This is a genomic window from Calothrix sp. PCC 7507, assembly GCF_000316575.1.
In the GTDB taxonomy this organism is placed as follows: Bacteria; Cyanobacteriota; Cyanobacteriia; order Cyanobacteriales; family Nostocaceae; genus Fortiea.
In genome coordinates this window covers 5,001,728-5,027,178 of record NC_019682.1, presented here as the reverse complement: position 1 = coordinate 5,027,178, position 25,451 = coordinate 5,001,728, and the positions used below count along the sequence as shown (strand labels likewise).

The window sequence follows — 25,451 nt, the reverse complement described above, 5'->3', positions numbered from 1 at the left end:
TTACTGAATGAAAGTATGAATTTGTCTCACGCAGAGCCGCATTCGACGAAGTCGTTCTCGAAGAGTAGGCGCAGAGAGTAAGAAAAGAGAGATATGGAATTTTCAACTTTCATACCTCGATTCAGTAACGCCGTTGATTAGGATAAACTGGCTTTCATGAAAAATGCTAAAATCTCTGCAGCCAATGCTTTCAGGCATCTTTGATGACTTTCGACTTTCCCAACGCTCTCGTTACTGATACTGCGCTTTCTGTGGCTGGGTTGACTGACTATATCCGCTTGCTGTTGGAACAGGATGAGCAATTGCGGCAAGTTTGGGTGACTGGCGAAGTTTCTAGTGCAAATCACCACCGTAGTGGATTGTTTTTCACACTGCAAGATCCAGAGGGGACAGCAGGGATTAAGTGTGTGGTGTGGAATAGTCAATTGGTGAAACTGGCACAGATACCTGTCCCTGGTGAACAGTTAATCATTTTGGGTAGTATCCGGCTGTATCCGCAGAGGGGAGAATATCAGTTATCAGTATGGCAGGCTTTACCTGCTGGCGAAGGGTTACAGGCGCTGCGCTATCAACAGTTACGCAATCGCTTGTTGGCTGAGGGATTGTTCGATGCGGCGAGAAAGCGATCGCTCCCTAGACATCCCCAAACGATCGCTGTTGTCACTTCACCCACAGCGGCGGCTTGGGGTGATATTCAAAAAACCCTGAGACAACGGTATCCAGGTTTACAAGTTTTATTTTCACCTGCAACCGTACAAGGTGAGCAAGCACCAGAATCTATAGTTAAAGCTATTGAACGGGTAGAACGAGATGGACGTGCCGAGGTGCTAATTTTATCGCGGGGAGGCGGTGCGGTTGAGGAGTTGGCTTGCTTTAATGATGAACGAGTAGTGCGATCGCTGGCTAATTGTTCTATACCAGTAATTACTGGTATTGGTCATCAACGGGATGAGTCTTTAGCAGATTTAGTTGCAGATGCATGTGTGCATACACCAACTGCGGCGGCGGAAACGGTTGTACCTGCATTGTCTGAATTGTATATTGAGCATCGGCAGCGTGTCACTGCTTTACAGGAAGCGGTGCTGAACTCTGAAAAAACGGCTAAAAATCAACTGCAAGTATTACAAAATCGGTTGCGGCATTTGCGGTTAGATCGGCAAGTTCAGCAAGAGGTGGAGAGAATAACTTGGAAGCGTCAGCAATTATTACAAGCAACAACGAGGCGATCGCAGCAAGCAACACAACATCTAGAATTATTGCGGCAAAAGTTAGCTAGTCTTGATCCGAAAGCGGTGTTGCAGCGTGGTTATGCGGTGGTGAGACAGGAAAATGGGGCGATCGCTCGTTCTGCGGCTGAATTAGCTGTGGGGGATGAGTTATTGATTCAGTTGGGAAAGGGTGAGGTTAAAGTAGAAGTTAAGCAAGTAAATTCAGTGAACAGTGAACAGTAAACAGTTATCATGGTTTCAGTCAGGGATTGAACCTCTAAAACCTACCACCTTACTTTGACTCCATTCAGTAATCATTAGACGTGTGGAACTCTGGCTTATAACTGATAACTGATAACTGATAACTGATAACTGATAACTGATAACTGATAATGGTTAAACGTAAGAATGCTGCTAATTCTGACTCTACGGAAAGTTGGAATTATGAGGTCAAGGTGGATGAAATTGAAAGTATTATTGCTCGGATTGAAGCGGGTGAATTGGAGTTAGAAGCGGTGTTTGACCAATTTGCCACTGCAGTTGAGTATTTACGTCAATGCGAAAGTTTCTTGCAGCAGCGACAGCAGCAGGTAGATTTGTTGATTGAAACTTTGAGTGGTGATTAGTGAAAAGGCAATAGGCAATAGGGAACTTGTACTGAGCGTAGTCGAAGTATGGGGAATAGGCAGTAGGCAAGAATAAATCAAACTATATTACGAAACATAAACAGGCTTAAACCCCTTACCAATGACAAATGACAAATGACCAATACTTCGACTGCGCTCAGTACAAGTGACAAATGACCAATGACAATATTTATGGTATGAAACCAAAATCTTTTCTTAAGATGTTCTCGGCTTCAGCAATTGTCTTTACCTTCCGCTGAGTCAGCTTTTTACTAATATCTTCATAAACCTTAAATCCGTTTTTTTCTCTATGATAAAGAGTTGCGACAGGGAAAGTTTGAGATTTGCCAGCAGCAGTATAGTTACTAATTAGGAGAATTCCATCTTCATCGGGCCCATCAAAATCTAGTTCGAGAAAAGATACAGCTTTGAGTGAGATGAGATTCCAAGGTCGCACCTGTTGAGATTGCGGAAAGGTGTAGATTACTTGGTTATTCTTGACTAGATATAATGAGAGCTTGGCTTTTTTGGGGTTCTGGGAAAATTCTTGTACTGGTACAAATATACAACTACCAAAATCTGGTAAATTCACTCGGAATGCGTGTTCAATCAGCAGTTTGCGTTGTGGTAATGCCCGCTGCACTTGACTAATTTCCTGAGATGTGATTTTAATTGGGCGGAGTTGTTTAGTTTGTGTTTCCACAACTGGGCTATTTTTGGGAGCAGGAGAGGCGATCGCTAGTAAAGTAGTGAAGGATGTCAGGCTAAAGGTCAAGGCAAATATTAGAGCTACGCGAGACAGCCAATTTTGATGATTCATGGTTTTTGAATTCCGCCTTGCAGTATGCGTATTCCCAGAATAATCATAAATTGTGGCATTTTGTAGATGACTCATATGTCAAAATAAAAATGACTAACACCACAAGGTGAGCGATCGCTCTGAAAGCTAGATAAAGGATTGACCTGAGCAATGGCAGAAGAAACCAATCACGATCAAGCGGGAGACGTAGCTCCCAACAAGCCAGATCCCAAGGACTCTACACCACCAACTAAACAAGAAAAACCACCAGCCGCCGCCAAAGTTGCCACAGGGGAGAAACCACCAGCCGCCGCCAAAAAGGAAAAACCCCCTGCTGTTGAAGATAAGCCGTTTGTGGAGTTCATCCAGCAAAACTACTTACCAGCTGTGCAAAAGGCCATATCCGACGAAGGTGTACCCGACTTACAACTATCTTTTGCTAAACAGAAACTTCCCATCACTGGTTTTGAATCAGCCGAAGAATACTGGCAAATTATCGGTAGTTGGCAAAACGGTGCGCGTCAGTTTAACTTATACTTCCCCGACGAAGACATTCAAGGGAAAAAGGGATTTTCTTGTAATGAAGGTAAAAAACCTAGCACACTCGAGTCATTCTTAATTGATGAGCGCAAAATTACCCTTGATTTAATGGTATTTGGCTTAGTCCAGCGCTTGAACGGTCAAAAGTGGCTAGGTAGGAATTAGTCAGTTAACAGTTAACAGTTAACAGTTCCCCCATTTAAATCTCGTGAAAATGGTAGACGACGGCTCCTGTAATGGGGTCGTTGTCTATTTTGACGTAACCTGATTTGAGCATTTCCTTAAGCGCAGTTTCTACTTCCACAAAGCTGGCTCCTGTCGCCTTGACACCTTGGGTGACAGTTAGGGTTCCACCTCTGGTTTCTGCAGCTTCGATCAGTTTCACCATCAGTTGGTTGCCAGTTGGGTGATAAACCTGAGAGGCTACAGCAGGCTGATTTAGCGGCACACCCAAGGGAGATAATCCCGTGCTAGCCCTGAGTTTCAAATCGTATTCGTCAACGATACCAGGGATGAGTAACACATCGATGAACTGTCCAATGCCAAAAATACCAAAAGTACAGAGCCACAACACACCCGTGCCAATCTTGCCATTGTATAAACGGTGTAGTCCTCCGAAGCCGAAAAACCAGGCTGCACATAAAATGTAGGAGACAAGAAGACGGTCTTTTTTGGTGTTGCTTTCCACATTCATTTTTTTCGACCCCTTGGATTCGCTCTTACTTTCTGAGACGGTTTTCTGATGCTGTTTTGTTTCAGCTAGAGTAAACCTTGCCTAACTACCGATTCCCGATGCTCAATTCCGTATGACTTGGGGTATTGTTGCAACTCTTAACGTTTTGCTTACAAGTTTTCACCCTACACCTTGGTAGACTGAATTTTATACAAATGCAAATAGTGTATTGTCGTCTAGTTGCGCCTTGCAAGAGCAAAACCCTTGGCTCTCTGGTGTACTTAAGATAATAAAGACAAAAGAGAAATCAAGACATGGTAGATTCCCTAAAAAAACCAGGCTTTGAAGAATTGCGGCCAGGAGTTAAAGTCCCGGCGAAAGAAACACTATTAACACCGCGATTTTATACCACCGACTTTGATGAAATGGCGCGGATGGACATCTCCGTCAATGAAGACGAGCTGAGAGCCATTCTGGAAGAGTTTCGTGTTGACTACAACCGCCATCATTTTGTTCGGGATGCAGAGTTTGAACAATCCTGGGATCATATTGATGGGGAAACTCGCAAATTGTTCGTGGAATTTCTCGAACGTTCTTGCACGGCTGAGTTTTCAGGCTTTTTGCTATATAAGGAACTGGGACGCCGTTTGAAGGACAAAAGCCCAGTTTTAGCAGAGTGCTTTAACTTGATGTCGCGGGATGAAGCACGACATGCTGGCTTTTTAAATAAGGCGCTGTCTGACTTTAATCTTTCCCTAGATTTAGGATTTTTGACTAAGAGTCGCGACTACACCTTCTTTAAGCCGAAATTCATCTTCTACGCTACTTATCTTTCCGAAAAAATTGGTTATTGGCGCTATATCACCATTTATCGTCACCTAGAAGCACATCCAGAAGACCAAATTTATCCAATTTTCCGGTTCTTTGAAAACTGGTGTCAGGATGAAAACCGTCATGGTGATTTCTTTGATGCGGTGATGAAATCCCAGCCGCAAATGTTGAATGATTGGAAAGCGCGCCTCTGGAGTCGCTTCTTCCTGTTGTCGGTGTTTGCGACGATGTATCTCAATGACATCCAGCGGAAAGATTTTTACGCTTCAATGGGTCTTGATGCACGGGAATATGACATCCATGTGATTCAGAAGACCAATGAAACAGCAGGCCGGGTATTCCCGTTGATGTTGGATGTAGAGAATCCAGAGTTTTATCAGCGGTTGGATATTTGTGTCACCAAAATGTCAAAATTGAGTGCGATCGCTAATTCCAAAACTCCTAAATTCCTGCAATTCTTCCAAAAATTGCCAGTTTTCACCTCTATGGGTTGGCAATTACTGCGGCTGTACTTGATGAAGCCGATTGATGCTGCTTCTGCTCAAGGACTAGCTCGCTAAGTTTTAGTTGTGTAAAAGCTTTAGTGGTTCTGTGTTTAACAGAGCCATTTTTTTTATGAGAAAAATTGTATTCTAAGCTACTTTTTTTGTGTCTTAAATATCACCCGCAAGGGTACTGTCCGTCCATAGGTATAGGCAGTTAGGTTGTATATGTACTCAAGAGGTAAATATATGGCTCTTTTATCAACCTTTGAACTCCTAGTCAAGCCTATTTCACCCGTTGGTCCGGCTGCTGTAGCTCGTACCGTCGTTCAAGGTTACTTTTTAACCATTGCTAATACTAGCAATGCTAATGTCAGACTCAGACTGCAATTCACTGCAACGACACCTGAGTTAAATATTGCGGACACGGTGACAATCAGTGATGTCACAGGTGCTAACATTTTTAGTGACCTAACTTCCGTTGTCGGTGATCCCAAAAGATTCACTTTTAATGTCGGTATTCCCGCTAACGATACAGCGTTGATTACCTTACTACCCGATGTGAGTAAGCCAGAAGTCCTAGCAGCCAAAAACCTAGAAATTCGCGGCTATGCAGAAATCTTCTTAATTTCTCCCTTTGCGCCAAATTCTGTTGACTTGCTATTGACACCAGAACACAGAGGTACATTCCTACCTCAAAACTTAGCCGTCGCTATTCCTGACTTCGACCAGTTAGCGTATGCTTTACCTACAGCTAATGGTAGTAGCAAATTTACACTCCTCGGCCCAGCAAAACCTGCCAAAGAACTAAAGAGCGAAATTAAAGAGATTAAAGAGAAGGGCGAGATTAAAGAAAAGAACGAAATTAAAGAAATCGAGAACAAAATCCCCGACACAATTCCAGATCCCAAAATATCTGAAACAGGCCCAATCGAATTTCCCACTCCAGTGTTCTCAAATGGCGCACAACAAATACTCGGTTTGATGGCGCAACGACTGGATGATTTAGAACAGCGTCTAGCAAATGGGAAATCTTTTATCCAGTCCCAAGAACGCCCCAGCGTTGGTGAACAAATAGTCAATCAAGCAAGGAATTAGAACTCATGCTAGTTGTTGTCGCCAGTCGTCATGATAAAGCCGCTGAGGCGCTGGTTGCTCGTTGGGCGGTTCATGGTGCCAGCCTGCTGACATGTGAAGACTTATCGGTGGCTGGATGGCGACACTACCTGAGTTCTCCTCAGGATTCTACAGCCGTAATTGGTGGTCAGGCGATGGCACTGGAAAAAATTACTGGTGTTTTCACTCGCCTACCCTGTATTTTTGAGCGAGAACTGCTCCACATTGTCCCTGATGACCGGGCCTATGTGGCTGCGGAAATGAATGCATTTCTGATTTCCTGGCTATCGCAATTGCCATGTCCTGTATTGAACCGACCAACACCAACATACCTGTTAGGCCCGGCTTGGCGCGCGGAACAATGGATTTATGCAGCCGCCCAAATAGGTATTCCGGTACGTCCCAGACAGCGACAAGTCATCCTATCACCTAATATTGTGCCGCAAGTTTTGCCAAAGCCTTCAGCAACGGTGACTGTAGTGGGTAATCGCTGCTTAGGTGCTGTAGACAAAACCCTCGCACATTATGCCAGAAATCTCGCTGATGCGGCTAAAGTTGACTTATTAACGGTTCATTTTAGTGGTGACGAATTTTTGGGTGCTGACCTCTCGACTGATACTTCTACGCCAGAAGTAGCCGATGCCATTTTTGAGTATTTGAGTGGAGGTAATGCTAGATGCTGATTTTGTTGTGGGGAATTGCCGATGAACCGCCTTTAGCAGCAGTCCACTCAGAACTGACTCGGCTGGGTGTACCGACAATATTGCTTGACCAACGAGATATTTTAGAGACGGAAATTGAACTGACTGTCAGTAATTCCTCAGATGCCATCATTCAAGGACAACTGCGTACTTGGTGCGAAAAAGTTGATTTGAGCGACATCACCGCTGCTTATATTCGTCCCTATGACTCGCGCCGTCTGCCGCAAATTGTCGCCTCTGGTGTGAATAGTCGGGCTTGGCAACATGCGATCGCCTTTGATGATACTTTGTTATGTTGGGCAGAAATTACACCCGCCCTCGTACTCAATCGCCCAGCAGCTATGGCTCCTAATAGCTCCAAGCCTTACCAACTAGAGCAAATTCGCTCGCTGGGCTTTAAAGTTCCTGAAACCCTCGTCACTACCGACCCCGAAGCTGTGAAAGAATTTTGGCAACAGCACGGTAATGTTATTTACAAATCAGTCAGTGGTATACGCAGCAAGGTTTCCCGTTTAGGAGCAGAGCATTTTGACCGTCTGACAAACGTTTCTTGGTGTCCAACGCAGTTCCAGCAATATATCCCCGGTAGCGATTATCGCGTCCATGTTGTCGGTACAGAGGTTTTTGCCTCCGAGGTGATTTCCCAAGCCGATGATTACCGCTATGCAGCGCAGGACGATGAAAGTACCGAGATTCGCGCCGCTCGGATTCCGGAAGAGATAGAAGAGCGTTGTTGGGTAATGGCAAAAGCCATCGGGTTACCGCTGTGTGGGATAGATTTACGCCGGACACCAGATGATGAATGGTATTGCTTCGAGGTCAATCCTTCTCCTGGGTTTTCTTATTACCAACAGGCGACAGGTCAACCGATTAGTCATGCGATCGCTCGTTTGTTAGTAAGCGGGAATTAGGTGAGGGGGTTGATGATATTCAGCCCTGCAATTCTGAGGAAGTCACTGGTGTTTCGGGTGATTAGTGTTAACTGGTGGATGAGCGCAGTGGCGACGATAGCGCAAGCGCTGACTTGTCAGTTCGCAGCATCTGGTAACTTGATTTTGTAGTTTTTTCTAAGTTGAATTGTCTGTTCGGCAATATCGGAAGTTAGTTCCAGTTCCTGCAGCCCAGAAAGGAATAGTCTGGCTTGTTGCTCTTCGGCAGGGGTTTGATTAAAGCCGAGCAATTCGATTTTCGAGATAATCGAGTAGGCTCCTTCTCCCGTCAGTCCTTCAAGAATCAGGTCGCTACCGCGCTGATTAAGGCTACCTCTGAGGTGGTAAATCAGGATATTGCTGTCGAAAAGATATTTCATCATCTTTTCGCTTACTCGCCCCAATCTAGTTGCCGTTGGGAGGCAAGTTGAGCATCGATTTCGTCACGAGTTTGGTGGCTCCAACTGCCTTGGGTCGATGCAAAGATTTCCTGGGGTGAGCGTTTTGGGGGTTGTTGAGAGGCAGAGCGATCGAGGACATCAAAACGGGTGAGAGAATTTTTGAGATGGTTGACGAGGTAGTCAAATACTTGCCAACGTTCTGACTGGGTGAGTTGGTTGAGGCTGTGGAGGATTTGCTGGAGTTGTGGAGTCATGGCACTATCGCCCCAGAAATGGAAGGCTTTGGCTATTGTAGCGCAGGGTGCTGTAGGTGCTGGGTTGGGAATAGCGATATCCAAAATCAAAAATCTAAAATGGTATGAGATTTGTGACGGTGGGCGTTGCTGAATTGAGATATGAATTTATCTCACACATTCGACGAAATTGTTCCCCCAGGGTAGGCACAAAGACGCAAATGTACAAAGAAAAATAAAGGTATACTTGGTATTTCATATTCTGATTTAGCAACGCCTGATTTTGGCAGTTAAGCTGATTTTGCATCTGGTATCAATGCTTGATGCTTAGAAGCTTCTACTTCATAACTTCTAAGAATAAGTGATGCAAGTTTATCGAAATCATCGGCTGACGAAATGATTATTTTCGATGCCGCATCTCCCAGAGAAGCAGTCACTTCCTGCACTTCAAAATTTGGTGCTAAGGACTTTACTTCATCTACATTTAGCCGAATAATAAAACTTTTTTTCTGCGAAGACAGATAAAGACGTAGAAACCACCATGTTGATTTACCAAGATTTATACCAAAGTAGGATGTAGTATCCTTATATTTGAGTTCAAAATTGTAATTTTTTGAAGCTTTGGTTATGGTTTTAATTTTCTCAAAAGCTGTAATTTCTTCAGCCGTTGTCACTATTCTTGATTCTTGGGATTCTTCTGGTTTATCCTCTTCTTCGGATACTTGTTCTAATTCTTCTACGGGCTGAGAAATCTCTTGATTGAGTGAACGTGTCATCAAATCTACTAAACTTCCCTGAATTGATTTTTTGACAATCGGCTTGAATTTTTCAATAACATTAGAATTTTTCTTTCCTTTAAATTCGTACTTCGGAGAAATTGTTCCAAGTTTGCCTATTAAAAAATGAATAAATTCATCAGAAGGAGAGCGCAAAAGATTTCCCACAAGCTGAGTCATGCCGTTTACATATACCATTTCTTCAGCATGACTTGTAATAGCTGTCGCATCAAAGTTATCACGATGAAAAAATTTGAGATTATCAATATCTTTTGAATCATATTCAAGGATATTAAAAGCGAAAAATGGCTCATTGTCCATTATATTTTGGCTATGTAGATCAGTAAAGAAACGGTACTCAATACCGTTCGTGACGATACCGACTTTTGTTGTTACGAGTGCGTTAAAATATTTTCTTAATTGTCCATCATGTGCCTCAACTTTTTGACCACGAGCTTTTGCTTCTAGTAGCATAACTGTAGTACCGTTGATAGCTAAGGCATAATCTACTTTTTCAAACTGTCCTGCTTTTCTAGTAGCAAAGTCTGCCACATATTCTGGCATTACTTCGTTGGGATCATACACATCGTAACCAAGAGCGCTCAAGAAAGGAACAATCAACGCCATCTTAGCAGCTTCTTCCCCAACAACCTGATCAGCCCGCTTACGAACGTGTTCAGAAACCTTGGCAATATCTTCGGTGAATCCCATTATGCTTACTCCTGGTTATTTAGGTATGAATACAATTATTTTTGAGTAATGGCAGTGATAATACGGTGATGAGCATAGCCGATTTAAAGGCTATAGCCTCATTTCCCTGTGTGTCACTCTTATAAAAGTATTCCCAAATAATTACCAGCTTGTAACGATGAAATAGTATGAAGCTGAAAATCTACAGGCTACCAGTGCGATCGCCGTTGTAGTAGTGTGACAGGACTAAAATGATGCAAAAAAAACCGTAGCGACTGTCTTAAAAGTCAAGCGACTACTGAAATGGCAATTGTGGTCTTGAAAATAGCAAATGCTTAGGTGTAGCCCAACCCAGCAATTCCAAATTCACATTTTGACAAGGGGCACAGTTTAGCTTGAGGATAAAACTGTTTCAAATATGGTCAAGGGAGCAAGGGGGAAGACCGGGACGGGGCTTGTACCCGTGTTCCGCACCGACGAAAAGCACGTTGGGGGAAAGGGCTTTTTCCCCCTGCCTCTTCCGGTCATCAATAAAACCTACAGGCTACCAGATAAACGCACTAAAGCTAGAGAATAGGCTGACAAATTAAAAGTGTTTCCTAAGAGTTTTGTTTTCGCTATAGCTTCTTTTTTGACACCATTGGTATTGAGATAAACAATAGGTAACATCTCAGGAAGTTTTATCCCCGATATCCCTGTAAAGGTGAGTTGTTGCGGCTGTGCAGATTTATTGATTAAGAGTAAAGACGCTCCCCCATTGTCATTTTTGACTGCCAACGCTTCAATAGAGGAGTTATTGCTTGTTGTCTTAACTACCGTACCAGTTAAATACTTGATTCCCCAGGAAAATACAGTTGCAGCTGGGCGCAAGCGATTGGCTGGGTCAATCATGCCATAAATTCCGTCTTTTAAATGCCAGGAGGTCGCCATATCTACGCCTGCTTCTGCGAGATGTTTGAGGACAGAAGCAAACCAAACTGCACCAATATGATTATTTTGCCGCTTTTCGCCTGAATCCCAAGCGTAGTTGATGTTGTATTCGCTCAAGAATAAGGGTATGTGACGCTGGGGAATATATTGTTGGGTGATTTTCCTAAATTCCCGCACCTGTTGACCGTAATTAGGCGTGTAAGCCATGATTTTGTCTGTAGACTCATTAGCATCACCAGTAGCGTAACGATGCCAAGAGATAAAGTCTACATGGGGTCTGCAGTTTTGCAGAAACGATCGCAGTCGGTTTGGTTCATCCCAATTCAGGACAGGCCCGCCAATTTTAATTTGAGGGTCTTTGGCTTTCATGGCTTGGGCGACTTTGTTGTAGATGCGCCAAAGTTCGTCTAGCTTTCCCGCTTTTTCGTAGCGCACATCCTGTTCGTTTAAGGGTTCCCAATACTGGACATTGCGACCTAGACGTTGATTAATAATTACGACTAATTCGGCACAAAAAGCCGCATAGCGATCGTATTCTGAGGGATCTAACAAACCATCGGCAGTTTGGCGCATCCATTGCGTCCAACCGGAGATGTTTTGCACAATGGTTGGTTTTTGGGGATAGGATGCATCGTAGCCTGCTTTGATTTTACTCATATCCCAGGTTTTAGTGGTGGCATTCGACCAGCGATCGCTCAATCCACCCTGATGGATGCGAACTAATCTAATATTCAACTCAGATAATAATTTTTGGTAGGCAGAGTCTCGCGCCCGTTCGGGGTAGATAATTTCATAATCATTAGAACCAAAAATGTTGACTGTCGATTTAGCTACGGATGTTTGCCAATCTACACTAACTTGCGTATTCGCCTGGGCTGATATTCTCTGGGGTATACAATGCCATAACGTTACTGCTGCTGCGCTTGATACCCCCAATTTCAAAACATCTCTTCGTCGTATCATGTTGATTGACTCATCAGTCCATCAGGTAAACGCTGCATATAAGGTTTAGCCGCAGTTTCCACCCCATTCACCACCAAACCTAAAATTTGTGCCTGATGCTGTGCCAGTTGTTCTAAACTGTCACGCACACAGTTACTGTAACTGATACCCTGACGCACAACAAATAACACATTGGGAATTTGGGCTGTCATCAAGGCTGTAGCCGTAGTATTACTGAGAGGAGCAGTATCAACCAGGACATAATCATATACACTATGAGCTTCAGCATCCGCTAACGCTTTTTTAAACTGTCCCCGCGATACCAACTTCAAAATTTTGCCTTGCTGGGCAATTGCAGGTAATAAATCCAGCTGGGGTTCTATGACAATAGGTGTAGGAGCGCTGTGAGATTGTGGGATATAACCCAACTTACTACTGAGTTCTGCCTGGAAAAAATCTCCATCTACAACTAGCACCCGAAAACCTAAATCTACCAACGCTCTCGCTAACCCCAAGGTAACGGTTGTTTTACCCTCACCTTCCATTGCACTAGTAATCAACAAACGGCGGTTTTCTAGAGGTTGCAAGCTGACAGCCGAAGCCAAACGCTGGAACTTCACTTGTTTGTCATCATCCAGTTCCCAAATCAGTTCCGCAGTCTTCAGGCGGGGAATCGAGACAACTATCGGGAACTTCATATCTTGCAAGTCTTGGGGACTCAACAGCGGGTTGCGTCTTTCTAGGAGCAATAATAAAGCAACACTACCAATTATGCCCCCTAATAAGGCATTCAAGACCATTAAAGATAACTTAGGAGAAACAGGCTTACTATCAACTCTGGGTGTATCTAAGACTTCCACGTTGGGATAAACATCAAAGACATCAATATTAGTTTGCTGCACTTGAGCAACTAAACCTTTATAAACACCTTCGGCGACATCAACACTCCGTTGTAGTTCCGCTAATTTTGCTTGTCGTGCGGGGATCGAATTTAAATTAGCTTTGAGTTCGTTGAGTTGAATTTGGATTTGTTGGGCACGCCGCTGTTGACCGCTAGCTTCAGTTTCTGCCAAAATTAACTGTTCAATTAAACGGGCACGTCCTTCGCCTTCGCTGCTTACTGTTGTGTCTATAGCCGTACCAGCAGCGGCTTGCTGAATCTGGCTTTTCATCTGGTTAAGTAATGTCTCTCGCTGTTGCAAGAGTTGTTGAATAAGAGGATGATCATCATTAAATTTACTTCTGATGCTAGCTAAATTTGCATCTACTTCTGATAGTTTGCCTCTAAAAAACTGGTACTCTTTATTTTCTCCTAAACTCAAAGATCGGATAGCTTTATCGGGAAGCATTTTCAGGCGAGTGGAGAGCGTCGCCACACGATTTTGACTATAGGCAGCTTGGGATAGGGCTTCAGATTGAGATTTAGTTAAACTATCAATCGTAGACACAATTGACTTGGTTTGTTCATCGGCATTAACTAATCCACTAGACTGCTGAAACTGTGCTAGAGATTGTTGTCCTGATAGCAAATTTTTGTGAGATTCTTCTAGTTCCTTGTTACTGAACTGCCTACGAGAATTACGATTGGTTTGACGTAGTTCATTCAGTCGTTGCTGAAACAATTCTGTGAGGCGATTTGCTCGCCCTTTAGCTAATTCTGGCTGGGAACCATTAGCAGTAATCGAAATGATAGGAGAAGATTCTTCTATACTAACTTTAAATAGCTGTTTGTATAGAGTTAATCTTTTAAATTTAGCTTTTTCTGGGTCATTCGCCAGCAGTTTTTCCATTAAAGTATCGCTGTTGAGAATACTTTCCTGCAATTTCAATTTGCTATCCCCAGATTTAGCAATATCAGCACCACCATTTTTTAAGGAACCCAGTACACCTAAACTAGCGTCCAAATTGCCTTTAGAGCCAGGAACAGTTAACTGTGTAGTCGCCATCCACACGCGTGGTGCAAGGGCAGCAATAGTAATAGTTGTCCCTAAAACTAGGAGGTTCCAAAGTATGAGTGGTTTCCAATGTCGAATGGCGATCGCTACTAGTTTATTCATGATCATAATTCCTGAAAAATTTTTGAGTATTTTAGAGTGAAAGCTGCTCCCAAGTCATCACCTTGCGTCTTTGCTGCTGGATATCTGCAAGAATTGATCCCAACCACAGAAAAAAGAACCAAATATAAATTGCCATCCAAGTCAAGTTTGTGGCTTGACATAATATATATAAAGCGATCAAACAGGCAAAAGCCTTTTGACAATTACGATTTCCCCGCAGCGATGGTTCCCAGAAACTGCACACTGTAGAAATTAGGGCGATCGCAAAAAAAACAAACCCAACTAATCCATGCAGATAAAGCACTTGGGCATAGGAAGAAAAGGTTCCTAATGGTAATTCAAAGGCTCCATTTCCCCAAGTTACTGTTCTATCCATAATTCCCCACCCCACCCAAGGTGACTCTCTCCAAGCTTCCATAGTTGCATTGACAACATATTCTCTGTCTTTTGATGAGTCAGCACGCGCACTGTTAAAAGTTGCTAAAGGTGCTTTAATGACATCTTGCAAAGCCAAACCCAACACAGCACAAAATAACGAAGTAAACGACGCTAACCACAAAGAACCTTGTCGAGCCAAACCACTCCGAAAACAAGCAATAATCACAAATACTAAGGGAAAGCACGCCCAAGCTAGACGACTTTGAGAAATTATCAAAGCCAGCAACGAGCCAGCTAACCCAAAATTCCGCAGACGTTTGTTGCTTTCACCCCAGCAAATAAAGCAACATAAAAGAGCAGAAACACCCAAAATTGGCGGATCAGCAGTATAGAGGTCTGTCCTCGGTAAAGGAATACCAAAAAACGGCTGAATAATCGCGAATTTTACCATCATACTGACCTTTTCACCCGGAATTAACCGGGCTATGGGAGGTAAAAAAGGTTCGTGAGGCCCAATCGCAACAAGTATTAGCAGTTGAATAGTCAGTGCGACTATGAAGCTGACTGCCATCCATGATACAGCCCGTGTAATTACTTTTACTCTAATACTATGCCAAAAGGGTACAGTCATGCAGGCAAATATCATGAAATAACCTTTAAACAAAGTAAATAAAGTAGCAGATGTTTTTACAGTATAAAAACCTATTTGTTCTAGCCCCAAAATATTTGTCCACAGTGCCACTAGGGTCATTGCTAACCATGTCCAATTGCAAATTGGCAGCGATTTTTTAATCAACTTATCAAGGTTCAAACCTGCAAATAGCAACAACACACTCACAACTGGATAGACAATAGTTTGTGCCCCCAACAACCACCAAAGAGGTGTGAGGATAATTGTCCAATAAATTAATTTTTCAGCAAATGATAATGCACCGAGTTTAGACTCGGACTGGTGATAAGTAGTTTTTGTAATGGAGCTAAAATCTATCATTTTTTTAAATATTATAAACTTTTCAAATCAGCTAAAATTTTTGTTGTGATAAAACTCCTATTTGATTTTTGAAATATACCTAACGCACCAAAATCTTCGGGTGGTGCGTTACGGAAACCGTAACACACCCTACATGTACTAAGTAGTAGGGTGGGCATTGCCCACCGCCAATACAGTTCAGATCAGCCCAAAACCCTGATGTAGAGACGCGATTTTACTCTACGAGAAGCCGCACTTCGTGCGTCTACGCGTCTTGAAAGACCAATAATTTACACCAATAGCCCTTAACTGAAACGTATTGCAGCATATCAGGGTTATGGTGGGCGATGCCCACCCTACAGATATATTGCCTTGGGAGCTAATACTTTGGTTGGTATACCTAATACTTGTAGATATTGTGCGGCACAGGTTGCTAAAGTAAATTGATTTAACCAACTAGAGTCTACTTTTTTGATATTACCAGCAAGCACATTTAAAATAGCCTCAGCCATTGCCTGAGAATCGCCAACTGGTGTTAAATCACCATAATTACCATTAGCCAAAATTTCTGCTGGCCCACTTTCGCAATTTGTAGATACTACTGGAGTTCCCACAGCTAATGCTTCTACAAGTACATTGCCAAAACCTTCCCAAGCAGAAGACAACACAAAAACTGCAGCATTGGCCATATAAGCATAAGGATTGTCTACAAAACCTAGCAATGCAACATCCTCCTCTAAACCTAATTCAGTAATTAAAATATTCAGATTGACTATTTCTGAACCTTCTCCTAAAATTACTAATCGACTGCGACGTACTTGCCGTAATTGAGCAAAAGCACGTATCAAAGTAGGATAATCTTTCTGTGGATGTAACCTCCCGACAGCTAGAATGACGGGCAGTTCTCCAGGTTGAAACCACGGGTGATCTACTGCTGCTTTTGCCTTAATTAACAACTCAGGCGTAATCACTGGATTGTGAATTAAATCAATGCGTTCTTTTGGTATTTGAGTGACATTAGCTAAATCCTCAGCTACTCCTTGAGAAACTGCAACAATGCCATCTGCCCAAGGGTAAAAAATTTTTGCTGCTAGTGGTGTTAACTTCACTGATAATTGTGGAGTACGTTTCGCTTCTTGAGAAAGATGATTGTGTTCAGAAACTACTACTTTTGTAGATACTCCAGCAATTCGCTTGGCTAAAATCGCAATTTCGCAAGGATAATGTAGTGCTGCCAACATACTTATTGGGCGCTCTTGCTGTAAGTATTTAACTAATTTAGGCAGGATAGCCAGCTTAGATTCTACATTTAAATTTATCAGTCTAATTCCTGGCGGTAATTGTTCTGTTAAAGAACCGGCTGTGAAAGCAACTACCATATCAACTGTGAATTTTTGCTCTAAAAAATGACGTGCCAAATTGAGCATGACTCGTTCAGCACCACCCCCATAAAGGCACCGTAAAAAAATTGTAATATCAGGCGAAGATTTAGGCATGATCAAAACTTATAGCAGTGCGCTGTGACAGATATTGCTGGGATATACTTTTCATCAAAGTCAGAATCGCCCCATAGTTACGGCGAGCATCAAAGCGTTCTTCTGCTATGCGGCGGCTAGCAACAGCCATCGCAGATCTTGTTGTCTCATTATTTTCCAAGGTACATACTGCATTAACAAGGGCGGTGGTATCTGAGGGCGGTACTATTAAGCCATTAACTCCATGTTCTACTTGTTCACGTAATGCACCGACATCAGTAGTAATTATTGGTAAGCCTGCTGCCATTGCTTCGGAAATAGCGCTGGGTAAACAATCTGCTTGGGTGGGAAAGACAAAAATATCAGCTTGAGCATAAAGTCGTCTGAGTGGTTGGCTATTGGGGGTTAAACCGTAATGTACTCGGATGTTTGCAATTCCCGCCAATTCCCGCTCAATACTTGCATCTTTGGTAACAATGTCTAATTGGCAATATTGGTTTAAACCGTTGCGAAATGCCTCCAGCAGAGTGTAGCCACCTTTACGAGCAAAATCCCCTCCCACAAACAATAACCGCAAGGGATTTGAGGAAAGTTGATTCTCAGTTTTGTCCCGTTGAAAATGCCACTGTGCCAAATCTACTCCTGGTGGAATAACTGTCACTTTCTCGGCGGGTACACCATAATCAGCAACTAGGGAATCTTTAGCCCACTGACACCATGTGACTATAGCTGTAGCAGTGTGATATGTGCTTTTGTTCCACAAAAATTTGCGACGTTCAACTAAAGAGTTACCGCCTACCTTGTGGTTGTAACCTGTGCCGACAACATCGTAGTTGAAGGGTGTGGCATCAGTAGAAATTATGGTTGGTATGTGACGCATCAAAGGAGTGGCGAACAGCGCCAACGTCTGCGTATGCAAAAATAGTGCGTCTATGGGTTGTGTGCGCCTAGCCACTTTGATGGCGTCGCGGGCACGTATACTAACTTGCAGTGACCAGTTATTACGAATTATTGGTAGGTATTCCCAAATATCATTTATTCCACCGCCTATAGGCATCCAAATTGGACAGATGTCAGCATCTGCAGCTACCCAACGCTGTAAGTTTTGGTAATGGGTAACATGTCCTAGTGCCTGTTCTATGACAAAACCAAAATTAAACACTCTTAACTCCTTGATATGCTTTTTCTACGCCTCAGGATTTTTAATCTAGTCCCCAATACTTATCATGTCGGGTAAATCCTCTATTTGGCATTTCAAGTTATTAATTTTATGCTGATATTAAGCAACTATTTTTGCTATTGAATGGTGTAAATCCTAGGTGACTGATACAGAATCCTTGACTGAAATCTGTGAGGTTAGGATCAATGATTTGTGGGAGTAATTCCCAAGCGGCTCGCTCTCCATAATGTTTACGAAGATACTGATTTGATTTCCAATTCATAAAATGTAGGTACATCATTTCTTCACCAGATTCTATTGTTAATTTTCCTTGATACCAAAACCATTTATTAGGGTAGTTATCCCTGCCATCTTTCCAGGGTAACGGCGCTAAAACAGTACTAAAGCGTTCTTGAAAAAGGTGATTGCGTTTATCAGAATCAAATATTCCCCATACTTGACGTATGGCTGGGGGAATTCGTCTACTTCCAAGTAATATCTTGGTTAACCAACCCTCATCTAAACATAGGTTGGATGGCTGAGTCATTAGTTCTTGCCAATTGGGTATTTTCCGAAATACATTAATCCATTGCTCATCATTTTTGAATAAAAAGAGATGTCCAGAAACTCTGTCAGCATGAGTGGATAATGTATTGTAGCGAAGGACTTCATTGGTGTAGAAAGCCCGGAGATTACCATAGATGATATCTATGTCACTGAAACCAAAGTAATCGTATCCTTTGAGATATTCCTGATGAATAAATCCGAAAGCAGGTTTGAGATCGCAAATTTTATAGGCAGCTTCCGGTTGAAAACTGATACCCAAACGTTCGGAAACTAGTTGTTGGTAATCTGGAAAGCTCATGCTAATGAATTTAACATTAGTGGGAGCATTTTCTGGTACGGGACAATCTGTAAAGAATAGCCAATCAATCGTTGGGTTCCAACGGCAGGATTCTAAATACAGTGGGAACCATTCTGGCCACTTGCCGAAATAGGGCATTAAAAATAGGAGTTTTTTCTGCATGGATTTATCAGATGATAAGTGGACTGCTAGCGACTAGAAAGCTTTTTTATCAAATGATTTGATAATTGATTGAGTCTTGTTTGAGAGAGATAAAAATATTTAGGTAGGAAAATACGTATAAATATAGTGTAACTTATAACTAGTACGAAAGGTCTGAAAAATAAAGGCAAATATAATGAAATCAGGACTCCTGGAATAATCAAGATTAGGGGTAAGAAAATAGGATAAATAAACTGTTTTAATGACCAGCCTAATTTGTGGCAACTAACCCACCACCAGTAAATAGTCCAGCTAAATCCTAATACTATTGCTACTGCAAAGCTAACTCCTAATATGCCACCTTGTTGAGCGCCAAAAATAAAACTAAAAACTGCAATTGGTGCCATTTGGAGATTAACTTTGGCGTTAATATCAGGACGACCTTTAGCAACTAACATGGAATAAAGGGAGGAGTTAAGGACACGAAAGTAAGAAAAAATCAGTAATCCGGGAATGACTGTACAAATAGGTATCCACTTAGAGCCAAAAATAAATGTCACCACTTGTGGATCGATGATGATAAAAATTAAAGCGTAGATGGGAGCAGTAAAAATGGCAGTTTCTCGCACTACTGTGAGCAGGGCATTTTCTTGTTGTTGATCATCTGAAAGTTGGGCAAAGATTGGCATCCCCAGTTGATTGAGAACTGAGCTAAAAATTGTTGATAATACTGTGGTTAATTGATAAGCAAGATTGTAGTAGCCAAGATTGATACTGCCTAGTAGTTTGCCGACAGTGAAGTTATCAATATTAAAGTTGACATATAAACCGAAACTGGAACCAACAGCGCCTAAGTAAAAAGATAGAACTTCAGATTTGATCTGGGGATCAATCTGAAAACGGAATTGTTGTTTTGAGTAGTATTTACCTAAAAGACAATTAACAATCCAGGAAGCGGTGTCACCAATAATAAAAGACCAATACTTCATCCCCAAAAAAGCAGACGCAATTGTAAATAGCAATCGCGTCATGGAACTGGCTAAGTTAATATTAGCGATCGCTTGATATTTCATCTGTCGGATCATCACGCCAAAGTAAACATAGCTTGCAGATGACAGGAGAAGATTAAAGGCGAAGGCGATTAAGATCCCGGTGAGAACTGGTTCTTGAAAAAAGATGGCTATAAAAGGGGCTATACCTGCTACCCCTAGTGCCAGACTTAAGCCAACTAATAAGCTGATTGTGTAGGCGGTGTTAACGTATTTGGGGTTTTCTATTCCCTTGTAAATGATGAAAGCGCCGGCGGTGTCTTGGGTAAAGAGTGTAAAAAAAGACCAGAAGACATAGGCGATACCAACGACACCAAAGTCCGATGGTTGCAGTAACCTAGCTAAAATTAAGCTACTGAGAAAGCCAAAAATCCGGGTGATAAATGTGGCGTAAGTAATCCAGAAGCTACTTTTGAGGAGAGTAGTTGTTTTGATCATGGATTCTTAGCCTGTACTGAATTCGCAACACCAAGCGAACAGGCGATCGCTAATTTTGTGAGTGGTGATAGTCTGATCGATATGAGGGTGAGGAGCGATCGCAAATCACGATAAAATATCGACCTGTCACAAAGCAAAGCCAAATCAATAAAATCACGGGCTGTTTCCGTGTCGCCGCCTTGTAAACATAACCGCGCCAAGTAGCGGTAGGTATAGGCGTAGACAGTTGGTAAATGTGGCTTAATTAAGGTGGGCGATCGTTGATAAGCCTTTGTAATCACCTGTTCACCACTAATCCGCATTTGCACTAGATTAAAAGACAGTCCAGATGGACGGACACGGTAGTAAGATAAAATACGCTTTTCTCGATAAAAACGCCATTTCTGCGTTGCTGCTATCCGCAACCAAAAATCCACATCTTCCCAACTGCGTAACTCTTCATCAAACCCACCTACTTCTTCCACCAAGCAACGACGGAATACCGCATTAGAACCATGTCCGACAAAGTTTTTACACAACAAAGCAAGCAAGGGATGAGAATTTATTGGTTTACCACTCAAAGTCATGAATGTTAATCGGCCATCGTCACGAATTGTCCGGGAGGCGCTATAAACTACACCAACATCAGCCTCTTTATCTAATCGAGTTACATGGTTTGCTAATTTATCTGCGTGGTAAACATCATCAGCATCTAGCATGGCAATATATTCACCCCGTGCATGGCAAATACCATAGTTGCGTGCCGATGATAAACCTCCATTTGATTTCTGCAATAACTGAAAGCGAGAATCTCGCTGGCAAAATTGTTGTGCTACAGCCACTGTGTCATCAATTGAACCATCATCAACAACCAACACTTCAAAGTTTCTAAAAGTTTGCAGTTCTAGGGAAGTTAGTGCTTTTTGAATGTAGCTGCTCACATTATAAGCAGGAACTACGACACTAACTTTTGGTGTGGTAAGCATTACTGATTAATCTCCTTAAAAATTAGCTATGCAAGACAAATTGCAGAATTTTCTCATCCAAAGTATCTAAAATTTTAATATCTTTATGGACATCAAATTTTCTCGCAAAGTGTGCGTTACTTTGTACTAATGCATCATAATCATTAATTGTTAAAATTTTAGGACGTCCATCACTAGTTTGAGAAAAATCAAAATAGCGCTTGTTATCATCAGATAGATTAAATAATTTACTATTAATTAATATTGTCTGAACAAAAGATTCATCCGCCACACAGACTTTTTGATAATATGCGACTACTTCCGGATGATTTTGGCAAAATTGGTATAAATATTCTACACATTTTCTCGATAAAGTAGTGAAAAAAGAACCACCATAACAAATGAATTGCTCATTAAATAACGATGATACTTTTATACCTAACATACCATACGCTAAATTTATTCGGATTAGAGGCTGCAAATAATTAACTATTTTTATAGGTGTGAGTATTGTTTTCAATCCTGCTGGTAATTTGCTCAAAGTATTAATTTTTTGATATTTAAATAAATAACGGCTTTTGCCTTCGTGAATACTCCAATGACTTGCTGTTGAAAAAACATCAAAGTATTCTAGAAATCCATCATAACTAGTTTTAGCTAAAAAATTCTCAATTTCTGATATTGGTTTTATGGGGTAATCCTGACCAGAAAGATAAATCAACCAATCATAATTTATCTGATGCTCAATCAACCATTTGATGGCATTGAGATAAGCTTGAATTACCACAAAGTCACCACGTCCACCTTTACCTATTAATACTTGTACACCAGATTTTTGTAAAGCCAAGGTATCCAAATTACAACTTGAAAAATCATGGCTTACAATAATTTTGGCATCATGAGTTGATTTCTGAATAATCTCAACCAGTCGATAGATTTGTTCAGGATTGGTATGTGATTGTATCAAGTAAGCAATTTTCATGTTTTTTCTTGATGAGGCTGATAATATCAACTATTCAAAAATGCCTGACGAACGCAAATATACACAAAAGAGGAGAAACAATCTGTAATCTGCATTAAGACATTGCTATAAGCTGCAACTATCTGCTGAGAGAATGAGAGCTATTTACAAACAAATAGCTCCATAGCAATCCGGTTTGATTTTTGAATATATTTAAGTATTGGTAGGGGAGCCACCCTTGTGCGCGGGTTTCCCGCGTTGAGAGGAGTGGCGTTGGGCATTGCCCACCATATCCGGGTTTTGTAAGGCATAGCCCTACCTACGTGTAATTCAAAAATCAAATAGGAGTCCTATATCTCCTTCAACTAATTGGGTGAAGTCATAGAAAAAATCAGAATTCTCCTGAATTTACATGCGTTCAACTCGCAGGGAGTTCGCGTAGAATTTCGCCAACATAACATGCAATACAAAAGCTGGATTTCCTAATAAGTAGCGAGCAGCTAGGCGTTTTGGTTCACGCCAGAGACGATATAACCACTCCAAACCTACATTTGATATATAGCTTGGACAATCAGGAACAACACCAGCCATGCGGTCAATAATTGCTCCGCCTAGCAGAATGGCATTGACTTGTAAGTTATTACGGTGCTTTTTTACCCAATATTCTTGAACTGGCATCCCCATACCCATAAGCAGAATATTTGGCTTTACTTGATTAATTTGCTGAATCACAGCTTGATTTTCTATGGGGTCTTCTTGATCAAAATATCCGTGATGTCCGGCAAAGGAAACATTAGGATAACTTGCTCTCAATTTCTCAAGCGCTGCTTTTAAATATTGGGGTTCAGCACCTAACAAAAACACCGAAAATCTGTTGTGGTTGCAATTTTCCAAAATTTTTGGCATTAGTAATGAATAGGAAGCTCGGTAGTCTAATGGTAAATTTAGACCCATATAACTGATGGCCTTTAATATTCCCACGCTGTCACAGTGAACAATCTCTGAACTTTGGAGAAATTCGTAGAACCAGGGGAATTGCATTGACAAATTGAAACTGTGGATATTGGTGTTTGCTACAGTTATTTTCCTACTTTCAATACATGCTTTCTGAATGGCTTCCACTATCGCAGGGATAGTCATACAATTTATCCGTCGTTCTAACAGGTAAACTGTAAAAGCGGGTACTTTTTTTACACTACTAGCATTAGTAGTGCAGTTTGGTGTACTTACAGTTTGGATTTTGGGACTACCAAACTGATGGGTTTTTAAGTCAAAAAAAGCTTTCATGCAAAGAAATAACTAAATTACCGATTTTTTGACGGGATGCTCATTAATGGATAGAAACAGGGATCAAGTCAGTAGAAATTCTTCGGTAGAAATGACAGTCGGCTAGATAAATTTAGACGTTATAGCTGATCAGAACCTGTGTATAAAGCTTTATGGTGTATTGAGTTCTAATTATTACGCAGGTTCAATTTGATTCAGGATAGCGTCTGCGATCGCGTAGTTGGCTCTATCTTTAGACAGGAGTTATAAATCTGTCTAAAGTAAGAGCCAGATTATCTATATTTTGCTAGTTACAGAATTTCTCTCTGATTTTTTCAATATTAGGATGCATAGAAAATGAGCGGGAAATTTTATCCCAATAGTGGCTATAACCTAGGGTGTGACACCATTTCACGGAATACTTATCTCTAATTCTTTCTCGCTACTGCCTATTTGTATCAACTTTTGCTTTCAGGGAGCAAATTGATCAAACTGACAGTCATAAATAATACCAATGATTTAAATCTCAATCGATGTATAAGGGCTTTTTTCAACTGCCACTCCTGCTAATATTCTGTTTATTTACTAGCTTTATACCCGCCTCTGGTGCAGTTTTCTGTTCAGCCATTGCTGACGACGGATACAGTAAATCAACTAAAAACTATGGCACAGATGGTAGCAAAGGTAGCGATGGGCGAACCGGGAGAAATGGCCGTGACGGTCAAAATCAGACTGTTTTTATTGATGCTTCACCAATCAATCTTGACCTGTCGGGTCAGGATGGCGAGGATGGTGAGGATGGTAGACGTGGTTATGAACCTGACTGCAGTGGGCTAAGAGACAACGTGGATCACAATGTCAAAGCACCCAATGGCGGCGCTGGTGGAGATGGCGGTAAAGGCGGAGATGGGGGAAATGGCGGTTCCCTCAATGTTTATTACACTAATTACTCAGCAGATTTTTTCCCGTCGGCAACAATTTGAGAAAGAAGATATCCTATGACATCTAAAAACTGATCTAACAAACTGCCAATAATACCAATGTAGAGTATCGCCTGAATTATATAAGTAGTGTTGCCAGCTTTATAAGCATTCCAAGCGAGAAATCCTAGTCCTTTTGGACCAATCAACATTTCTATGGCAATAACTGTAAACCATGCTACCCAAACGCCAACTTTTAGAGCATGAAATAAATGAAAGATGGCTACACGAAAATTGTTATTTTGTCGATGAAAATGCCGCATCCCTATCGCCGTATTAATAATAACCGTCCATAGAGTGCCGATAAAAATTACTATTATGGCAGCAGGCTCACTTTCTCTAAAAACCAGCAGCATAATTGGTAGCAAAGCAATAGGTGGGATACTATGGGGTAGCTGAAATATCCGCCTAAATATCTGATAAACCGTACCATTTATACCTATTAGGTAGCCAATAAAGCTACCTAATACAGCGGCTGGAATATAACCTACAAAAAATTTCTGCAGGCTAGCTAAAACGTCTATAAATATAGTTTGTTCCATGCCTCAGTTCTCAATTGTAACGTCTGGGAAACACTGCGGCAATCAAAAAATAGCGATTAGACAAGTAAGAGAACTGGATGTAAATTTGCTTAAGTAAAATTTATCAGAAAATGAAAGCTTAATTAATAAATTAAATAATATCTCAATAATCTATAGGACTTATTTGATTTTTGAAATAATCCGTAGGTAATACCGTTTCTTTGTGAAGCTGCATATAATTCACCCCCCGGCTATCGCCGTCCCCCCTTACCAAGGGGGGACTACAGGGGGATATTATTATGTGCATCTTCATACAAAATAGGTATAAGGCATAGCCTAGGCTGTTGACTTTGATGGAATTTCCCGGGTT

General features: G+C 41.6%; 24 protein-coding genes. 8 read left to right on the top strand and 16 right to left on the bottom strand.

The genetic code is table 11. The features are described 5' to 3' along the window. Positions 1-203 precede the first annotated feature (203 nt). Positions 204-1,451 carry an exodeoxyribonuclease VII large subunit gene (gene xseA / locus CAL7507_RS21440; protein WP_015130589.1) on the top strand — a complete coding sequence of 416 codons (1,248 nt, stop codon included), beginning with the start codon at positions 204-206 and terminating at the stop codon, positions 1,449-1,451. 149 nt (positions 1,452-1,600) lie between these two features. Then, complete coding sequence (gene xseB, locus CAL7507_RS21435; protein ID WP_015130588.1) at positions 1,601-1,834, top strand: exodeoxyribonuclease VII small subunit; 234 nt, start codon at positions 1,601-1,603, stop codon at positions 1,832-1,834. 190 nt (positions 1,835-2,024) lie between these two features. On the opposite strand, the gene CAL7507_RS21430 is transcribed toward xseB, so the two are convergent. Then, positions 2,025-2,654 carry a hypothetical protein gene (locus CAL7507_RS21430; RefSeq protein WP_042341450.1) on the bottom strand — a complete coding sequence of 210 codons (630 nt, stop codon included), beginning with the start codon at positions 2,652-2,654 and terminating at the stop codon, positions 2,025-2,027. A 150-nt stretch (positions 2,655-2,804) separates the two neighbouring features. Between CAL7507_RS21430 and CAL7507_RS21425 the strand changes: the two genes are divergently transcribed. Beyond that, positions 2,805-3,338, top strand: coding sequence for a DUF2996 domain-containing protein (locus tag CAL7507_RS21425; RefSeq protein WP_015130586.1), 534 nt, complete (start codon positions 2,805-2,807; stop codon positions 3,336-3,338). A gap of 34 nt (positions 3,339-3,372) precedes the next feature. Here CAL7507_RS21425 and CAL7507_RS21420 read toward each other — a convergent pair whose 3' ends face one another. Further along, on the bottom strand, positions 3,373-3,867 hold the full coding sequence (locus CAL7507_RS21420) for a TM2 domain-containing protein (protein WP_015130585.1): 495 nt from the start codon (positions 3,865-3,867) through the stop codon (positions 3,373-3,375). A 293-nt stretch (positions 3,868-4,160) separates the two neighbouring features. Here CAL7507_RS21420 and acsF point away from each other — a divergent pair, with 293 nt between their 5' ends. From acsF to CAL7507_RS21400, 4 genes are all read left to right on the top strand, one after another. Next, entirely contained in the window at positions 4,161-5,237 is a 1,077-nt protein-coding gene (gene acsF / locus CAL7507_RS21415; RefSeq protein ID WP_015130584.1) for a magnesium-protoporphyrin IX monomethyl ester (oxidative) cyclase, read from the top strand. Positions 5,238-5,408: 171 nt separating this feature from the next. Continuing rightward, entirely contained in the window at positions 5,409-6,257 is an 849-nt protein-coding gene (locus tag CAL7507_RS21410; RefSeq protein ID WP_015130583.1) for a hypothetical protein, read from the top strand. A 5-nt stretch (positions 6,258-6,262) separates the two neighbouring features. Continuing rightward, positions 6,263-6,958, top strand: coding sequence for a hypothetical protein (locus CAL7507_RS21405; RefSeq protein WP_015130582.1), 696 nt, complete (start codon positions 6,263-6,265; stop codon positions 6,956-6,958). Then, positions 6,952-7,887, top strand: coding sequence for a RimK family alpha-L-glutamate ligase (locus tag CAL7507_RS21400; RefSeq protein ID WP_015130581.1), 936 nt, complete (start codon positions 6,952-6,954; stop codon positions 7,885-7,887). The genes CAL7507_RS21405 and CAL7507_RS21400 overlap by 7 nt, the downstream gene beginning before the upstream one ends. A 116-nt stretch (positions 7,888-8,003) precedes the next feature. Here the strand turns inward: CAL7507_RS21400 and CAL7507_RS21395 are convergent, their stop codons facing one another. The 13 genes from CAL7507_RS21395 to CAL7507_RS21335 all read right to left on the bottom strand — a co-directional run bounded on the left by CAL7507_RS21395 (position 8,004) and on the right by CAL7507_RS21335 (position 23,601). Next, positions 8,004-8,288 (bottom strand): type II toxin-antitoxin system VapC family toxin, encoded by a 285-nt coding sequence (locus tag CAL7507_RS21395; protein ID WP_201447856.1) that lies wholly within the window; start codon positions 8,286-8,288, stop codon positions 8,004-8,006. An 8-nt stretch (positions 8,289-8,296) separates the two neighbouring features. Continuing rightward, entirely contained in the window at positions 8,297-8,644 is a 348-nt protein-coding gene (locus CAL7507_RS21390; protein WP_201447855.1) for a hypothetical protein, read from the bottom strand. 185 nt (positions 8,645-8,829) lie between these two features. Continuing rightward, positions 8,830-10,026, bottom strand: coding sequence for a type I restriction endonuclease (locus tag CAL7507_RS21385; protein WP_015130578.1), 1,197 nt, complete (start codon positions 10,024-10,026; stop codon positions 8,830-8,832). 516 nt (positions 10,027-10,542) lie between these two features. Continuing rightward, the gene (locus tag CAL7507_RS21380) at positions 10,543-11,898 is read right to left on the bottom strand and encodes a hypothetical protein (protein WP_015130577.1); all 1,356 of its coding nucleotides are present in this window, start codon (positions 11,896-11,898) and stop codon (positions 10,543-10,545) included. Continuing rightward, positions 11,895-13,934 (bottom strand): tyrosine-protein kinase domain-containing protein, encoded by a 2,040-nt coding sequence (locus CAL7507_RS21375; protein WP_015130576.1) that lies wholly within the window; start codon positions 13,932-13,934, stop codon positions 11,895-11,897. The genes CAL7507_RS21380 and CAL7507_RS21375 overlap by 4 nt, the downstream gene beginning before the upstream one ends. 31 nt (positions 13,935-13,965) lie before the next feature. Then, complete coding sequence (locus tag CAL7507_RS21370) at positions 13,966-15,303, bottom strand: O-antigen ligase (RefSeq protein WP_015130575.1); 1,338 nt, start codon at positions 15,301-15,303, stop codon at positions 13,966-13,968. 335 nt (positions 15,304-15,638) lie between these two features. After that, positions 15,639-16,778 carry a glycosyltransferase gene (locus CAL7507_RS21365; protein WP_015130574.1) on the bottom strand — a complete coding sequence of 380 codons (1,140 nt, stop codon included), beginning with the start codon at positions 16,776-16,778 and terminating at the stop codon, positions 15,639-15,641. After that, positions 16,771-17,919, bottom strand: a complete 1,149-nt coding sequence (locus CAL7507_RS21360; RefSeq protein WP_015130573.1) for a glycosyltransferase family 4 protein — start codon at positions 17,917-17,919, stop codon at positions 16,771-16,773. Before CAL7507_RS21360 ends, CAL7507_RS21365 begins: the two co-directional genes overlap by 8 nt. A 106-nt stretch (positions 17,920-18,025) precedes the next feature. Beyond that, positions 18,026-18,943 carry a DUF6625 family protein gene (locus CAL7507_RS21355; protein WP_015130572.1) on the bottom strand — a complete coding sequence of 306 codons (918 nt, stop codon included), beginning with the start codon at positions 18,941-18,943 and terminating at the stop codon, positions 18,026-18,028. A gap of 26 nt (positions 18,944-18,969) precedes the next feature. Then, positions 18,970-20,409, bottom strand: a complete 1,440-nt coding sequence (locus CAL7507_RS21350) for an oligosaccharide flippase family protein (protein ID WP_015130571.1) — start codon at positions 20,407-20,409, stop codon at positions 18,970-18,972. After that, positions 20,406-21,374 (bottom strand): glycosyltransferase family A protein, encoded by a 969-nt coding sequence (locus CAL7507_RS21345; RefSeq protein ID WP_015130570.1) that lies wholly within the window; start codon positions 21,372-21,374, stop codon positions 20,406-20,408. Before CAL7507_RS21345 ends, CAL7507_RS21350 begins: the two co-directional genes overlap by 4 nt. A 22-nt stretch (positions 21,375-21,396) precedes the next feature. After that, positions 21,397-22,335 (bottom strand): beta-1,6-N-acetylglucosaminyltransferase, encoded by a 939-nt coding sequence (locus CAL7507_RS21340; protein ID WP_015130569.1) that lies wholly within the window; start codon positions 22,333-22,335, stop codon positions 21,397-21,399. 387 nt (positions 22,336-22,722) lie between these two features. Continuing rightward, positions 22,723-23,601, bottom strand: a complete 879-nt coding sequence (locus tag CAL7507_RS21335; RefSeq protein WP_015130568.1) for a WecB/TagA/CpsF family glycosyltransferase — start codon at positions 23,599-23,601, stop codon at positions 22,723-22,725. Between the two features lie 512 nt (positions 23,602-24,113). On the opposite strand from CAL7507_RS21335, the gene CAL7507_RS21330 reads away from it, so the two are divergent. After that, positions 24,114-24,563 carry a hypothetical protein gene (locus CAL7507_RS21330; protein ID WP_015130567.1) on the top strand — a complete coding sequence of 150 codons (450 nt, stop codon included), beginning with the start codon at positions 24,114-24,116 and terminating at the stop codon, positions 24,561-24,563. Here CAL7507_RS21330 and CAL7507_RS21325 read toward each other — a convergent pair. Beyond that, a complete protein-coding gene (locus CAL7507_RS21325; RefSeq protein ID WP_015130566.1) occupies positions 24,527-25,102 on the bottom strand; it encodes an ABC transporter permease subunit in 576 nt (191 codons plus the stop codon). The genes CAL7507_RS21330 and CAL7507_RS21325 overlap by 37 nt on opposite strands. Positions 25,103-25,451 lie beyond the last annotated feature (349 nt).

Coding starts and splice junctions, on each gene's coding strand:
- xseA (WP_015130589.1), top strand. CDS start 204: ATGACTTTCGACTTTCCCAACGCTCTCGTTACTGATACTGCGCTTTCT.
- xseB (WP_015130588.1), top strand. CDS start 1,601: ATGGTTAAACGTAAGAATGCTGCTAATTCTGACTCTACGGAAAGTTGG.
- CAL7507_RS21430 (WP_042341450.1), bottom strand. CDS start 2,654: ATGAATCATCAAAATTGGCTGTCTCGCGTAGCTCTAATATTTGCCTTG.
- CAL7507_RS21425 (WP_015130586.1), top strand. CDS start 2,805: ATGGCAGAAGAAACCAATCACGATCAAGCGGGAGACGTAGCTCCCAAC.
- CAL7507_RS21420 (WP_015130585.1), bottom strand. CDS start 3,867: ATGAATGTGGAAAGCAACACCAAAAAAGACCGTCTTCTTGTCTCCTAC.
- acsF (WP_015130584.1), top strand. CDS start 4,161: ATGGTAGATTCCCTAAAAAAACCAGGCTTTGAAGAATTGCGGCCAGGA.
- CAL7507_RS21410 (WP_015130583.1), top strand. CDS start 5,409: ATGGCTCTTTTATCAACCTTTGAACTCCTAGTCAAGCCTATTTCACCC.
- CAL7507_RS21405 (WP_015130582.1), top strand. CDS start 6,263: ATGCTAGTTGTTGTCGCCAGTCGTCATGATAAAGCCGCTGAGGCGCTG.
- CAL7507_RS21400 (WP_015130581.1), top strand. CDS start 6,952: ATGCTGATTTTGTTGTGGGGAATTGCCGATGAACCGCCTTTAGCAGCA.
- CAL7507_RS21395 (WP_201447856.1), bottom strand. CDS start 8,288: ATGATGAAATATCTTTTCGACAGCAATATCCTGATTTACCACCTCAGA.
- CAL7507_RS21385 (WP_015130578.1), bottom strand. CDS start 10,026: ATGGGATTCACCGAAGATATTGCCAAGGTTTCTGAACACGTTCGTAAG.
- CAL7507_RS21380 (WP_015130577.1), bottom strand. CDS start 11,898: ATGATACGACGAAGAGATGTTTTGAAATTGGGGGTATCAAGCGCAGCA.
- CAL7507_RS21375 (WP_015130576.1), bottom strand. CDS start 13,934: ATGAATAAACTAGTAGCGATCGCCATTCGACATTGGAAACCACTCATA.
- CAL7507_RS21370 (WP_015130575.1), bottom strand. CDS start 15,303: ATGATAGATTTTAGCTCCATTACAAAAACTACTTATCACCAGTCCGAG.
- CAL7507_RS21365 (WP_015130574.1), bottom strand. CDS start 16,778: ATGCCTAAATCTTCGCCTGATATTACAATTTTTTTACGGTGCCTTTAT.
- CAL7507_RS21355 (WP_015130572.1), bottom strand. CDS start 18,943: ATGCAGAAAAAACTCCTATTTTTAATGCCCTATTTCGGCAAGTGGCCA.
- CAL7507_RS21350 (WP_015130571.1), bottom strand. CDS start 20,409: ATGATCAAAACAACTACTCTCCTCAAAAGTAGCTTCTGGATTACTTAC.
- CAL7507_RS21345 (WP_015130570.1), bottom strand. CDS start 21,374: ATGCTTACCACACCAAAAGTTAGTGTCGTAGTTCCTGCTTATAATGTG.
- CAL7507_RS21340 (WP_015130569.1), bottom strand. CDS start 22,335: ATGAAAATTGCTTACTTGATACAATCACATACCAATCCTGAACAAATC.
- CAL7507_RS21335 (WP_015130568.1), bottom strand. CDS start 23,601: ATGAAAGCTTTTTTTGACTTAAAAACCCATCAGTTTGGTAGTCCCAAA.
- CAL7507_RS21330 (WP_015130567.1), top strand. CDS start 24,114: ATGTATAAGGGCTTTTTTCAACTGCCACTCCTGCTAATATTCTGTTTA.
- CAL7507_RS21325 (WP_015130566.1), bottom strand. CDS start 25,102: ATGGAACAAACTATATTTATAGACGTTTTAGCTAGCCTGCAGAAATTT.